Annotated in this window: 10 protein-coding genes and 3 pseudogenes; 1 reads left to right on the top strand and 12 read right to left on the bottom strand. The window is 54.0% G+C overall.

The genetic code is table 11. The features are described from left to right. Positions 1–70: 70 nt before the first annotated feature. The 12 genes and pseudogenes from QQM41_RS13685 to QQM41_RS13740 all read right to left on the bottom strand — a co-directional run. Positions 71–672: pseudogene (locus tag QQM41_RS13685) on the bottom strand (IS1380-like element IS1380A family transposase); the annotation flags it as partial. Between the two features lie 102 nt (positions 673–774). Further along, positions 775–1,313: pseudogene (locus QQM41_RS13690) on the bottom strand (recombinase family protein); the annotation flags it as partial. 613 nt (positions 1,314–1,926) lie between these two features. Beyond that, positions 1,927–2,103, bottom strand: coding sequence for a hypothetical protein (locus QQM41_RS13695; RefSeq protein WP_339078247.1), 177 nt, complete (start codon positions 2,101–2,103; stop codon positions 1,927–1,929). A 207-nt stretch (positions 2,104–2,310) separates the two neighbouring features. Beyond that, positions 2,311–2,712 carry a hypothetical protein gene (locus tag QQM41_RS13700; protein WP_339078248.1) on the bottom strand — a complete coding sequence of 134 codons (402 nt, stop codon included), beginning with the start codon at positions 2,710–2,712 and terminating at the stop codon, positions 2,311–2,313. 21 nt (positions 2,713–2,733) lie between these two features. Then, positions 2,734–3,559: pseudogene (locus tag QQM41_RS13705) on the bottom strand (SDR family NAD(P)-dependent oxidoreductase). A gap of 51 nt (positions 3,560–3,610) precedes the next feature. Further along, a complete protein-coding gene (locus QQM41_RS13710; RefSeq protein WP_012813329.1) occupies positions 3,611–4,180 on the bottom strand; it encodes a TetR/AcrR family transcriptional regulator in 570 nt (189 codons plus the stop codon). 303 nt (positions 4,181–4,483) lie between these two features. Continuing rightward, on the bottom strand, positions 4,484–5,167 hold the full coding sequence (locus QQM41_RS13715) for a response regulator (protein WP_012813137.1): 684 nt from the start codon (positions 5,165–5,167) through the stop codon (positions 4,484–4,486). Further along, positions 5,164–7,851, bottom strand: a complete 2,688-nt coding sequence (locus QQM41_RS13720; RefSeq protein WP_014095385.1) for a sensor histidine kinase KdpD — start codon at positions 7,849–7,851, stop codon at positions 5,164–5,166. The genes QQM41_RS13715 and QQM41_RS13720 overlap by 4 nt, the downstream gene beginning before the upstream one ends. Further along, positions 7,851–8,474 (bottom strand): potassium-transporting ATPase subunit KdpC, encoded by a 624-nt coding sequence (gene kdpC / locus QQM41_RS13725; protein ID WP_012813135.1) that lies wholly within the window; start codon positions 8,472–8,474, stop codon positions 7,851–7,853. The genes QQM41_RS13720 and kdpC overlap by 1 nt, the downstream gene beginning before the upstream one ends. 10 nt (positions 8,475–8,484) lie before the next feature. Then, the gene (gene kdpB, locus QQM41_RS13730) at positions 8,485–10,518 is read right to left on the bottom strand and encodes a potassium-transporting ATPase subunit KdpB (protein WP_041633169.1); all 2,034 of its coding nucleotides are present in this window, start codon (positions 10,516–10,518) and stop codon (positions 8,485–8,487) included. Positions 10,519–10,607: 89 nt separating this feature from the next. After that, positions 10,608–12,314, bottom strand: coding sequence for a potassium-transporting ATPase subunit KdpA (kdpA, locus tag QQM41_RS13735; protein ID WP_012813133.1), 1,707 nt, complete (start codon positions 12,312–12,314; stop codon positions 10,608–10,610). Between the two features lie 2 nt (positions 12,315–12,316). Next, positions 12,317–12,406 (bottom strand): potassium-transporting ATPase subunit F, encoded by a 90-nt coding sequence (locus QQM41_RS13740; protein ID WP_082179775.1) that lies wholly within the window; start codon positions 12,404–12,406, stop codon positions 12,317–12,319. A gap of 275 nt (positions 12,407–12,681) precedes the next feature. Between QQM41_RS13740 and QQM41_RS13745 the strand changes: the two genes are divergently transcribed. Then, complete coding sequence (locus QQM41_RS13745; protein WP_012813132.1) at positions 12,682–14,004, top strand: outer membrane beta-barrel protein; 1,323 nt, start codon at positions 12,682–12,684, stop codon at positions 14,002–14,004. Positions 14,005–14,008: the final 4 nt, after the last annotated feature.

Here is a 14,008-nt window from a genome sequence, read left to right on the forward strand (position 1 = left end):
AGGCCTTACAGAAGACCGCACACGATCACACGTCAATATGGGTCAGAAAACTCTTGCATAACGGACGGCAACCACAGAAGAAGACATACAGGGGAAGATAGCAGTTATGGCCGTAATATCCATGAAAGGCGCGGCCTTCCTGATGGCCATGGATACGGTCATCGGTGGCATCCACATCCAGAACGATCCGGGCGGGTGCGTGCTCATGCTGGTCAAGGAAGAGCGTGACGAACAGGGTAGCCAGGGCCTCATGATCAGCAATGATCCGACAGTAACGATCTGCCTTGTGCCCACTGCGCTCCAACCGGTTCAGTGTAGATTTGCCAGCCAATGCTGCGCAGTTTGCCCGGCCTCCTGACAGACGACCCGAGGCCAGACCAAAGATCAGGTCATGCCGCAGGGCATCGTGATCATTGAGATCTTCATAGCCCAGTGCCAGGCCATGATCCGCTGACGGACAAGGTCTTCAACCCGGTATTCCACAAAGCCGGGATGCCGCTTATCGCGAAAACAGGCAGCAAAGCGGCGGCTGAGCCCCAGAATGTCATCAGCCTGCTTCACCAGAATGACGCCCCCATCCGAACTCATGCGACCCCCGTCAAAACGGGCCACAACACGCCGTCCACAGGAGGCTGGAAACTCATACGCGCCTGCGCTACACTCTGTCTGCATCGGGTTTTCTTGATGATTATGGAAATTTCTTTTCTACAAAACAGACTTTTTCATAATCTAACCCGATGTACAACCCTTCTGTGAGATTTCCGCGTCGAGGCGTGCAAGAACAGCGTCGAGATACGCGGCGTTGCGACTTTGCCGGATTTTGCGGATGGCATTTGGGTCGCGAGCCCGCAGACCCGGATTGCCACCGACGCGCCACGGCTTCGGGCTGCACATAGTCCGGCTTTGGTGCGTTCGGAAATCAGCGCCCGCTCGAGCTGAGCAACGGCGCCGAGCACCTGCAGCGAGAACATACCCTGCGGGGTCGTAGTGTTGATGGGGTCACCCAAACTACGGAAATGCGCGCCAACATAATCCAGTTGCTCGATAACGGCGAGTAGGTGGCTGACCGAGCGGGCCAGACGATCGAGCCGGACCACGACCAAGGTATCACCAGCGTTCATATCCCTTAGCAGGCGTATAAGCACAGGGCGGTTCCGGTCGGCACCCGAGACATGTTCCTCGAAAATCATCGTGCAGCCAGCGGCGCGTAGCTCATTCAACTGTGCGTCGGTGCCCTGATCGTCTGTGGAGACACGAGCGTAGCCGATAAAACGGCCGCCAACGGGTATTTTTCGAGGTTTGGGTGGCACCAGGGCGACAAAGCTCCTTCTGAGTCGATTTTTACAATTCAAGAAGACATTCGTAAACGATCGTTTGCAAAGGTGGCCAAGCCACCTGCGCGTGCCAACGGTCGTTCGTACAGATTCAAGTGCAATCAACCAGGGTATTTTTTGTCAGGAATGAGGGAACATTTTGCAGTCAATTAGGCTTCAAAAAACGGCCCGAAGCAGCGTCAATGTGATCTTTGTCATCATCTAGGGAAACGCGACACCTCTGTCGAAAACCAGAAGATAATGATAATCAAAGTTATTATTTATCAGCGGCTTATGAATCCATTTAATCCGGATAATGTTCTACCTAGGTCATAAAAATCCACTTATTAATGATAAAAATAGCAGGCTAATTTCGTGAGAATTTAACTGCGTATTCTGGCGGAAGTTACGTCAGCAATGGGGGGGAAGCGGACATCTTTGCTCTTTGGGAACAATATCTGATACATACTGACGATCCCGGTAAATCCTTCGCCTGAGCCGGTTCTATGGCACGCCGCCAATCTGCGCATTTGAGGATTAACGCTAATCAGGCTCCTTTAACCACGCGGATCAGGCGTGGCTTATTGGTGATCGGATGGAAACATTATTGCGTTCAGAAGTTTTGTCTCACTTCAATTTTTTTCATGAGCTTTTCTCCAAGTTCCTTGGCACTATAAGGATCTTGGCCCGTAATCAGTTCTCTATCTTCTACTACGTTGCTTCTGCCGAGCATTTTAGTATGAACCTTGCCGCCAAGTCGTTTCAAAATACGCACCGGATAATCCGGCATATGGCCGCCTATATTGAAAAACGGAATATCTTCCGTCAGCCATCAGCGGCCATGCTGACACAGGTCATATTGTAATCGGCATAGATCCATTTGCCATTCACTTGGGGAGCCGCTCCAAGTGCAGCAGATCCATGACAGATGGCGGACGTAATTTTATTGTTCTTATGAAAATGCAATAACAACTCACCGGTCTGGTCGTTGTATTCATCACTCCAGCCAGTCCTTATGCAGAACATCTGTCATAGGAGCATGTCCCCCAGGGATAAAAACGACGTCGTAGCTATTCAGTCTGGTTTTGTCGGCAAGGATGTCAGACAGTTTCACCGGGTTTCCAACTCCCAGTTCCTGGAGAGTTGTCTCAAAGAAATTTCTGGCATGCTCCATCCTGCTTCTGGACAGTCCCCAATTTGTTATTCTGTAAGATGCCGGATCAATCACGCAGCCCTTTCCATCAGGGCTGACAAACTCCACGAGATGTCCGGCCCGAATCAAAGGTTCAATCGGCTCTACCAGTTCACCAAGAAAAATGCCGACATCATGCGTTCCTCCTCCTACAAGAGGGATCTTGGTCGCAGATGAGGTGTAAATGAGGATATGTGCGCGTTTCATTTGCTGTCCTGTCATACTGTGTCAGTCTGCCGCAGTCGTGATTGAGAGGCTCCGCCACTTACGGTCATTTTCTGTTACGGCTTCAGCAGCCTGCTTCGCATATTCAACAGCGTCCACACCGACGAGCAGTTCCGTTGGAGCATCCGCACGGTTCGCCAGATCGACAATCAGACTTGCGATCCTGGCCGGATCCGAACTCTGATGACCCGAACTCTCACGTATCATCTTGGCAAATGTCCCGACTGTCTGTTCGTAGGGTGCACTGATTGGCGGGATTTTCATGGATGAACCAGCCCAGTCGGTTCTGATTCCGCCCGGCTCAATCGTTGTGACCTTGACCAAGCGGTGCCATTTCCTGCGCTAACGCAAGAGAGAAGCCACGTACTGCGAATTTTGCCGCCTGATAGGCGCTCAGGCCGGGAGTTGCGATACGCGCGCCAATGGAGGCGATCTGAAAGATATGTCCATGTCCCTGTTCACGCAGGATTGGAAGAACGGCCTTGCTGACATAGGCCACTCCGAAGAAGTTTGTCTGGACCTGCTGCGTGAAGTCTTCAATCGTGATGTCTTCGACTGAGGCAATATTGGCGTAGCCTGCATTATTCACCACAACATCAATACGTCCGAAGTGCTCTTTCGCCCGCAGGGCAGCGGCCTGCGCGGCTCTGGCATCGGTAACGTCAAGGGCAAGAGGGAATACGCGGTCGCCGTATTGCGCAACCACGGCATCCAGATCAGCCGGTTTACGCGCTGTTGCAACGACGCTGTCACCTGCCGCCAGAGCCGCTTCTACAATATCACGCCCCAGCCCGCGTGAACTGCCAGTTACAAACCAGATTTTAGACATTTTCCGATCCTTTCGATTGATTACTCACTCATTTAATAAAGACAATTACACTTACGACCTTATGCCGTTCCAAAAGACCTGAAAGCCGCTCTCCCGATACAGGTCGATCTTCTCGGGATGGGCTGCGATACAGTCGAGCGTTACATCCGACATCGCTATAATGAGCGCACCGACAAAGGCTGCAGATTCATCGCCAGCAGCGCCACGGTTAAGGTTATCTCGAATCATTCTGTTGATGTCTTGGAATGCGAGATTAACCGCATCACGAGTGTTTTCTGATATTCTGTCTGACACAGAAAGCTGCCGCATCGCCTTGTGCTGCGCGGGGTGCTCTGCTCCCCAGTTCACCAGCCTGTCCCAGCAGTGTCGAGTACGCTCGAAAACCCCGGCCCGTGATGGGTAATCTGCCATGATCGCTTCGGCCAGAGCAGATTTGATGCTCAAATAGAGTTGGTTGAGCAAATCGTCTTTCGTTGGAAAGTAAGTGAACAAGGTCCCGTCAGCGATGCCTGCGCGCTTTGCGATCTGGGATGTGGCAGCACTTATACCTATGGTTGCCACCAATTCGGTTGCGGCGCGCAGAATGGCGGCACGTTTTTCTTCGCTTAAGGGTCTGGCCATCTCGATACGTTCTTATGAGTGATTAGTCACTCGCCTATAGGGCAAGCAGGCCGTAGTCAAGAAAAATGGCAAGAGCGGTAAAGGGATCCGGAGTCCATGTCTGCTTCAAGATACGTCAATTCGGCCCCTGTTTGTCTCAAATGAGGGCGACTGCCGCCTGTCTGCTCCTGCATCATTGAGCGGACAGGCGCATCAGGGGAAAAGCGTGGGTCCAGTTTTCGACTAAGATTCGCCTGAAGCAAACCTAATTTATTTCAATTCATAAAAATCATGTTGATATATGAAGAGATGGTCAGAAAATTTTTACAATTGAACCATCCGGTATCCAACTCCCGTTTCAGTGATGATATGACGTGGCCTCTCCGGATCGATTTCGATCTTCTGACGTATCTGCCTGATATAGACACGAAGTTGCTGTACATCTCCTGTTGCACCCCACAACTGACTCATGATGGTCTGATGGGTCAGGACACGCCCCGCATAACGAACCAGCATGCGCAGAATATCCCATTCACGCGGTGAAAGTCGGATTTCACTTTCGCCACGAGATATCTGGCGGCGCACGAGATCAATACTCAAATCGCCTGACACGAAGAGCGGAATGGTACCTTCCTGCTGGAGTGCGTGTCGCACTGCGTTGCGCATGCGCGCGACAAGTTCAGCCATGCTGAATGGTTTGGTCACATAGTCATCAGCACCGGCTTCAAGTGCCGCGACCTTGCCCCGTTCGTCATCTCGAACCGAGAGGATCACGACAGGCAAAGTTGGATGAGCGCTTCTCAGGCGTCGAAGAACGTCCACGCCATCCATGTCAGGAAGCCCCAGATCAAGCACAACAATATCCGGCACAACCTCCATGGCCATGTTCAGGGCCATTTCCCCCGTCCGGGCTTCGATCACACGCCATGCCTGACTGCCGAGGGCTGTTCTGAGGAGGCGCCGAATGGCAGGCTCGTCGTCCACGACCAAGACCGATGGATTGCTCATTTTGTATTTTTCTCGTCCAAAGGAAACGTCATAACCAACTCTGCTCCAGAGCAGTCCTGACGATTGCGTGACACAATCTTTCCTCCCATGGCTTCAATGAAACCCCGAGAGATGGCAAGCCCTAAACCAGTTCCAGGACGAGACCGATCAGCAGATTTAAAACGTTTGAACTTACTGAAAGCGGTTTCCGGATCGTGAGCCGCAAATCCGTCGCCCTCATCTGTCACACGAATAAGCAGAGTATCAGCAGCGACGGACGCCGTGACAACTATTTTCGTCCCAACAGGCGTATATTTCCCAGCGTTGTCGAGGATATTGAAGAGTGCCTGTTCTAGAAGGACATCATCCAGAAGTAGCATCGGCAGATCAGGCTCGATGACCATTTCTGTCTCGTGATCAGAGAGCAAACGAGCTGCACGGCAAAGAGCACTGGCGATCACTTCGCCAATATCCACACGTTCCTTACGAGGCTGGAGCGCTCCGGCTTCAAGACGGGTCATGTCGAGCAGATTGGCGACAAACCGATTGAGCCGGTCGGCTTCGTCATGAATGGTCGAGAGCAGTTCCTTGCGCGCATTTTCGTCGAGCTCCTCGCCATAACTTTCGAGGCTGGACGTTGCGCCCAGAATAGAGGCCAGAGGCGTTCTCAAATCGTGGGAAATCGACGTCAGTAATGCCCCCCGTAATTTATCGGTTTCGACATCAAGGCGTGCCTGATCCAGTTCGCCGGCCAGAAGGATACTCTCAATGGCGGAGGCGGTCTGATCGGCCAATGCATCCAGCAGCCCCTGTTGTTCAAGGTCGAGAATGGGTCCTGTTCTTTCTGCATGAAGACCGATCACGGCGACTGGTCCACGTCCGGTCCGCAGAGGAATGAAAAGCCATCGCCCACCCGGCAGATTATCCGATCCTCGGCCAGCTACTTTATTGTTCTTCCAGGCCCATGTTGCCGCCGCCAGATCGGCAGCCCCAACGGCTTTTCCGCCATTGTAGGATGCCTTGACTTTCAGAATCTCACCGTCAGGGAGCAACATGGCCACATCACAGTCAAGCATTGTCGCAATTTGATGGCTTGCCGACCACAGCAAATCTTCGAGTTGGAGGATCCCGGTGATCGTACGGCTGAAATGATACAATGACTGTGTGATGTCCGCCCGATGCCGTGCCACGACGGCCTGATTGCGAACACGCGCACCTAAATTGCTAGCAATGAGTGCCGTTACCAAGAAAAAAAATAGGGCCACCACATTGTCTGGAGCCGCAATTGTCAGCGTATAAAAAGGAGGGAGAAAAAAAAAGTTGAAGCAGAGCATCGCCATCAGAGAAGCCCATAGCGAGGGCCAAAGACCATAGGCGACCGCCACACCGAGGATCGCGGTCAGAAAGGCCAGCGACACGTTGCTGACCTCGAAGCTCTGACGCAGGAGAAGTGCCACGACTAATGCACCGAGCACAATCAGGGTCCCGACGACATAAGGGCGTGCCGTGAAAGGAGCGATATTAAGTAGTTGTTCGGTTGGGGCATTCTCGCCTGGAGAGCGCGGTACAACGTGGACAGGAAAGCCCTGCGCAAACTGTATCAGGCGTTCCGTCGTCGACCTGCCGAGCCATTGCCGAACTCGGGCGCTCCAGCCCCGCCCAACCGGATGCGCGGCTACGATCTGCGTCACATTTTGCGTCCGCGCATAGGCGACAGCATCAAGTGCCACGTCCTGTCCTGGTATCGTGACAAGCTCCGCGCCGAGCGATTGCGCCAGATGCATCTGTGAGGCCATTGTTGCGCGAGCGGCATCGCTCAGATCACGGTTCGTCTCGACATGCAGCACGATCCAGGGAGCGTGAAGATGATCTGCCAGACGCTTACCATAACGTAAGAGACTGGCATCCCCGTCCTGAAGAGTCAGGCAGACCATTATTCGTTCACCTGCCGCCCATGGGCCAACAATCGCATTGGCCTTCATGTGGTCAACGAGCTGTGCGTCCACCTGCTGCGCGGTTTGGCGCAGCGCCAGCTCACGCAGCGCCGTCAGATTGCCTGGTGAAAAATAATGGAGCATCGCCCGTCCGGCAGTATGCTCGGCATAGATTTTGCCGTCTCGCATCCGCTGTAGCAAATCGTTCGGAGTGAGGTCGATAAGTTCGACCTCATCTGCATCTCCGATCACGTGGTCGGGAACTGTTTCCCGCACGCGGATCCGCGTAATAGACGCAACAATATCGTTGAGGCTTTCAAGATGCTGGATATTGACGGTCGTCAGAACGTCAATTCCGGCAGCGAGCAGCTCTTCGACATCCATCCAGCGTTTCGGATGGCGTGAACCTGGCACGTTCGTATGCGCCAGTTCATCGACGGCCGCGACGCACGGAGCTCGCCTGAGCACCGCGTCAAGATCCATCTCTTGCGCCATCCGGTCCCGGTAAGTCATGGTACGTAGTGGCACCAGTTCCAGCCCATTCACCAGCGCAGCTGTCTCAGCACGGCCATGCGTTTCGACCACCCCAATCACGACGTCCACACCATCGCGCTGCAACTGATGCGCAACAGTCAGCATTTCGAATGTCTTACCTACACCGGGAGCCGCCCCAAGAAATACCTTGAGACGACCTCGTTTGCGGCTTTCACCGTCCAACACAGTCTGCCGAAGAAGGGCGTCAGGATCCGGGCGAATGAGATGTGCCTCCATTACCTGTGCAGGGCGTCCAGAGCCATGTTGAGTTCCAGCACATTAACATGCGGTTCGCCAAGCCACCCCATTAGGGGATGTGCAATCATGTGTTCCACCAGTTGCCTGACCGTCTGCTCGGGAAGGTTACGTGCATGTGCAACACGCTTGACTTGAAAAAGAGCGGCCTGCGGCGAAATATCAGGATCCAGCCCACTGGCGGACGTGGTCACAAGATCCATGGGAATCGACCAGCCCGCCGCAATGGCGTCCGGATTCTCTGTCTTCAATTGCGCCACAGCAATCCTGACACGTTCGATGAGCGCCCTGGACGTCGGGCTGGCGTTGGACCCCATCGAAGCCGCGGCGTTATAGGGTGTCGGGACGGTTTTCGTCGGATCATTCGGGTCAGCACCTGTCGTTGCCGAGGGACGGCCATGAAAATAGCGCGGTTGCGTAAAATTCTGACCGATCAGCGCGGAACCAACCGTTTGGGCATTTTCATGGACCAAACTGCCGCCCGCTTTTTCTGGCAGTAAGAGATGCGAAATGGCAGTGATGCCGAGGGGATAGAGCAGACCGGTGAGAACGGAAAGAAACCCGAAAATCACCAGCGCGGGACGAAGTTGACGGATAAGAGTCATGCCAGTGTCCTCAGGCCAGACCGATGCTCGTCACGAGCATGTCGATGAGTTTGATTCCGATAAACGGGACGATAAGGCCGCCAATACCGTAAACCAGAAGATTACGCCGCAGAAGCGATGCCGCGCCGACCGGACGATAACGAACCCCCTTCAGCGCCAGAGGAATGAGCGCGATGATAATCAGGGCGTTAAAGATGATCGCCGAGAGCACCGCACTTTCTGGTGTAGCAAGATGCATGATGTTCAACGCGGAAAGTGCTGGATAGAAGCCAACAAACATGGCGGGAATGATGGCGAAATATTTGGCGACGTCGTTGGCGATCGAAAACGTCGTCAGGGCACCACGCGTCATGAGCAGCTGCTTACCAATCCCCACGATCTCAATGAGTTTCGTCGGATCACTGTCCAGATCAACCATGTTGCCGGCCTCACGCGCGGCAACAGTCCCAGTATTCATGGCCACGCCAACATCGGCCTGGGCTAGCGCTGGAGCATCGTTGGTACCATCTCCGCACATTGCCACCAATTTGCCTGATGCCTGTTCCGAACGGATCAGTGCAAGCTTCGCTTCTGGCGTTGCCTGAGCCAGGAAATCGTCCACGCCGCTCTCCGCTGCGATGGCTGCGGCCGTCATGGGATTATCCCCGGTGATCATGACGGTCCGGATCCCCATCCGGCGTAGTTCCGCAAAGCGTTCGCGAATTCCTCCTTTTACAACGTCTTTCAGATGTACTACGCCAAGCAGGCGCGTATTATCCGCGACTGCCAGCGGCGTGCCACCCTGACGAGCGATGTCGTCGGCAATCTGACGGATCTGTTCGACAGATGGCAGGGTTTCCCCGAGGCTTGCGATTACACTATCCACCGCACCCTTACGGATCTGCCTGTCCCCAACGTCTACCCCGCTTATGCGGGTTTGCGCCGTAAATGGGACAAAATGCGCACCGAGGTCACGCATATCACGCCCCCGGATACCAAATTTCTCCTTGGCCAGCACCACGATCGAACGCCCTTCCGGCGTTTCATCAGCCAAAGATGCAAGTTGTGCGGCATCCGCAAGTTCGTGTTCCGTTACGCCAGAAACAGGAACAAACGCTGTAGCCTGCCTGTCTCCAATAGTAATCGTACCAGTCTTGTCGAGTAGCAGCGTATCGACATCCCCTGCTGCTTCTACCGCGCGACCCGACATGGCGAGAACATTGAAGCGGATCAGCCGATCCATACCCGCGATACCGATTGCCGAAAGCAGAGCACCGATGGTCGTCGGGATCAGCGTCACGAACAGCGCGACGAGGATCAGAACCGAAATATGGCCGCCCGCGTAATGCACGAAGCTCGGGATCGTCGCGACCGCGAAGATAAAGATCAGCGTCATGCCCGCCAGCAGGATCGTCAGTGCAATCTCGTTAGGCGTTTTCTGGCGTTGTGCGCCTTCGACAAGCGAAATCATCCGATCAAGGAAGGTGGAACCCTGGGCTGCTGTAATCCTCACAATGACCCAGTCTGACAGGACGCGCGTGCCGCCTGTCACTGCGGAGCGATCACCACCGCTTTCGCGGATTACTGGAGCGGATTCACCGGTGATGGCAGATTCATCAACCGACGCAATGCCGTCGACGACTTCGCCGTCGCTTGGAATGAAGTCGCCAGCTTGAACCAGCACGACGTCCCCCACTACGAGTTCGGGAGCTGGCACTTCCTCATACAACCCGAGATGCGAATAGCCGCCCTCGTCATTCATCAAGAGACGCTTGCCAAGTGTTTCAGTCCGGGTGCGACGCAGACTGTCGGCCTGCGCCTTGCCACGTCCTTCCGCGACGGCTTCAGCGAAATTGGCGAAAAGGAGTGTAAACCAGAGCCAGAGATTGATCTGGATCGCAAAGCCAAGATGTGTTCCCCCGGCGACTATGTCGCGTATGAGCAGGACGGTCGTCAGAATGGTCACGACCTCCACGACAAACATGACCGGGTTGCGCCACATGATGCGCGGATCGAGCTTGCGGAAGCTCTCCCTGATCGCAGGCAGCAAAAGCGACGCCTGCATCAGACTGCTCTGACTGCGATGTTCCGAATGCCGCCCTCCATGAGGGGCTTCGGAATGAGGTAAATGGAGTGCCATGAACGATGCGCCTCTTAAAACAGGGTGCCGCCCAGCATCGCAAGATGCTCGACGATCGGCCCGAGAGCGAGTGCAGGAAGGAAGGTGAGTCCACCCACGATAAGGATCACGCCTGTCACGAGGGCGATGAAGAGACCCGTATCGGTAGGGAATGTGCCAGGCGTGGGAGTGGCTGTTTTCTTAGCTGCCATCGCCCCTGCGATGGCCAGTACCGGAATGATGACGAAGAAACGGCCTGCCATCATGCCAATACCGAGCGTCACGTTCCAGAACGTGTTCGCGGTCAGCCCACCAAAAGCGCTACCATTGTTCCCTGCCGCAGAAGTATATGCATAAAGTGCTTCAGTAAAACCATGAGGCCCGCTCGCAGATAAAGCCGATAACCCGGGTGACACGACAACAGCAAGCGCGGTGAAACCCAGCATAACGAGCGGCAGGCAAAGAACTGCCAACATCGTCATTTTAATCTCACGCGCCTCAATTTTTTTTCCGAGATATTCCGGTGTGCGTCCGACCATCAAGCCCGCCATGAAAACGGCAATGATGGCAAACAGCAGGAAGCCATAAAGACCCGATCCGACGCCGCCGAATATAATTTCCCCAAGCATTATGTTGAGTAACGGCACCATACCGCCTAAGGGCAAGAAACTTTCATGCATTGAGTTGACAGCACCGCAAGATGCGTCTGTCGTGACAGTCGCAAACAATGCGGAGCCAATAATCCCAAAGCGCGTTTCCTTGCCCTCCATATTTCCCGCAGATGGATCGGCGCCGAGCGCAGTGATCAAAGGATTGGCGTGGGCTTCCGACCAGTAGGCAACTCCTGTACCAATAAGAAAAAGCAAGGCCATAGCGGAGAAGATCGCCCATCCTTGCCGCTCTCTGCCGACCATGCGCCCGAACATATTGGTCAGTCCGGCACCCAAAGCGAAAATGGCGAGCATTTGCACGAAATTGGTTAATGCATTCGGATTTTCAAACGGATGGGCAGAGTTTACGTTGAAGAAACCGCCCCCATTAGTCCCGAGCATTTTGATTGCTTCCTGAGATGCTACAGGACCAAAGGCTATCGTTTGACGCGCACCTTCCAATGTGGAGACAGTGACAGAACCCAGAAGAGTCTGAGGCACGCCTTCAAGCACGAAAAACAACGCTAAGACGACACAAATCGGTAGCAGGACATAGAGCGTCGTCCGTACGAGATCAGCCCAGAAATTGCCAATTGACGTTGCACTACGACGCGCAAATCCACGAATGACCGCTGCGGCGATCGCAATACCCGCCGCCGCCGAGACGAAATTCTGGACCGTCAACCCAAGCATCTGGGTGAGATGACTCATGGTCGTTTCGCCGCCATAGCTCTGCCAGTTTGTATTTGTCAGGAAACTTATGGCGGTATTATAGGCAAGATCGGGCGCAACGCCGCCCATGCCATTTGGATTGAGCGGCAAGACGCCCTGAACACGCAAAAGCGTGTAAACTGCAATAAAGCAAATAACCTTGAAGACGATGACCGCGATCGCATATTGCGACCAGGATTGTTCCCGATCCTTGTGAATGCCCGCAATGCGATAGATGCCGCGCTCGACCGGACCGAAGATCCGCCCGAGAACATGCTGTTCTCCTTCGAGAACACGTTTGAGGAAACCACCAAGCGGTCTCGTCATCGCAATAACGCAGATGAGGAAGGCCATGATGGCGACCCAGCCATAAAATGACATTGTCAGAATTTCTCCGGACGCAGGAGAACCGCCGTCATGTAGCCTAGGAGGCCGAGCGTGACGACGCTGGCCATGATGAGTTCAAAGGTCATGATCAGACCCTCGTGCAAATGGAGATGTAGGCGACGCAGACGCCGAAGCCGAACACCCCAAGTGTGAGATACAGAATATCCAGCATGCGAGAATGCTCCTTGTGTGCATCTCTAAATATCCAGCTGGACCGCATAGGAATGACAGATAAGAAGTCTACGATCTTTATAGGAAAGTCATAGGAATTTGCCCTAAAACGCTGGTTCTATCCCTTTCCCGACTTGTCGCGCCCTGTCTTCGGAGACTAGCTCCGAAATGTCGCTCGACCGGACTTCTGATGTCAGATCCGTTTTATGCGGCGTTTCTTTCCGGCGAGAGCACGACAATGATGACAAGAGTTTATCTGGACAAATCTGCATTCCTGAAATGGACGCCCCGATCTGGAAATGTAGGTTTTTTCCTGACAGCAGCCATTACGATGGTTCTTCTGGACATGAACGATGCGATCGCGAAGCCTGCCACGGAGTGGCTCGATGACATCACCCTTGCAGGGCAGATCGAGGGAGGAATAAACGCAAACGTTTCTCGCCCTGCAAATGGGATTAATTTCGGACAGTTCTTCGGTGACAGGGCCAATCAGGCGCAACTCGACCAGCTGACGCTGACGGCTGCGCGTGCAGTCGATACGACAGCATCGTCTTACGACGTGGGCTTCATGGTCCGGGGGCTCTACGGTGCCGACGGGCGGTACTTTAATATTGCAGGCATCACAGACCGGTTAATGACCAGTCGTTACCAGTTCATTGTGCCTCAGGCCCATCTCGACGTTCACCTGCCTTGGTTAACCCGCCATGGTCTGGACATGCAGGCTGGCATACTGGCCTCCCCTATGGGCGTGGAATCCCTCGACCCCTCACTCCGTCCTTTCTATACCCTGTCCTATACGACTGAGTATTCCACGCCGTTCGAGCATGTGGGCGCAATGTTTCAATGGCACCTGACCGACCATATCGACGCATTATTCGGAGTGGACACGGGCAATCAGGTCTCGTTCGGGGGAGGTGACAACAATCATACTGCTGCGGGATATTTCGGTCTGACAGCGTCCAGTCTGGCAAATGGCAAACTGTCTCTGACATACCTCGGTCGCGTCGGTCCTGAAAACTCTACCCGGTCCCTCGGACAGCGTGCAAACTCGGCTCAACGTTACTGGAATGATCTTAGCGGAAGTTACAAGATTTCAGACCGACTGACCTTCACCGGTGAGCTGAACTTCCTGCACGATGAAGGGCTTCATGCCAACACCTACAGCTTCGTAAGCTACCTTTCCTATCAATTAACTCCCACACTTCTTCTAAATTACCGCGGCGAGATCTATCGTGATGATACCGGTCTGTTTGTAACATCCTTCATCGCAAATAATGCCTACATGCAAGCGACGCTCGGTAAACCCACCGTCACGCAATCAGCACCGCCGACGACGTACGGTGCCCTGACACTGGGTGCTACCTGGCGTCCCGTGCTCGGTCATTCCGTCAAGTTGTTCGAGATCCGTCCTGAAGTCCGGTTTGATCGCTCATTGAACGGAACGAGGCCATTTAATGACCTTAGAAATGTTGGTCAGTTCACTTTCGGAGCTGATGCGGTATTAGGTTTCTAACTAC

Origin of the sequence: Acetobacter sp. AC2005 (assembly GCF_037901235.1) — a bacterium.
Lineage (GTDB): Bacteria > Pseudomonadota > Alphaproteobacteria > Acetobacterales > Acetobacteraceae > Acetobacter > Acetobacter oryzoeni.

Excerpts from the sequence above, each read along its gene's own strand:
- QQM41_RS13695 (WP_339078247.1), bottom strand. The coding sequence starts at position 2,103 with ATGCCGGATTATCCGGTGCGTATTTTGAAACGACTTGGCGGCAAGGTT.
- QQM41_RS13700 (WP_339078248.1), bottom strand. The coding sequence starts at position 2,712 with ATGAAACGCGCACATATCCTCATTTACACCTCATCTGCGACCAAGATC.
- QQM41_RS13710 (WP_012813329.1), bottom strand. The coding sequence starts at position 4,180 with ATGGCCAGACCCTTAAGCGAAGAAAAACGTGCCGCCATTCTGCGCGCC.
- QQM41_RS13715 (WP_012813137.1), bottom strand. The coding sequence starts at position 5,167 with ATGAGCAATCCATCGGTCTTGGTCGTGGACGACGAGCCTGCCATTCGG.
- QQM41_RS13720 (WP_014095385.1), bottom strand. The coding sequence starts at position 7,851 with ATGGAGGCACATCTCATTCGCCCGGATCCTGACGCCCTTCTTCGGCAG.
- kdpC (WP_012813135.1), bottom strand. The coding sequence starts at position 8,474 with ATGACTCTTATCCGTCAACTTCGTCCCGCGCTGGTGATTTTCGGGTTT.
- kdpB (WP_041633169.1), bottom strand. The coding sequence starts at position 10,518 with ATGCAGGCGTCGCTTTTGCTGCCTGCGATCAGGGAGAGCTTCCGCAAG.
- kdpA (WP_012813133.1), bottom strand. The coding sequence starts at position 12,314 with ATGTCATTTTATGGCTGGGTCGCCATCATGGCCTTCCTCATCTGCGTT.
- QQM41_RS13740 (WP_082179775.1), bottom strand. The coding sequence starts at position 12,406 with ATGACCTTTGAACTCATCATGGCCAGCGTCGTCACGCTCGGCCTCCTA.
- QQM41_RS13745 (WP_012813132.1), top strand. The coding sequence starts at position 12,682 with ATGTCAGATCCGTTTTATGCGGCGTTTCTTTCCGGCGAGAGCACGACA.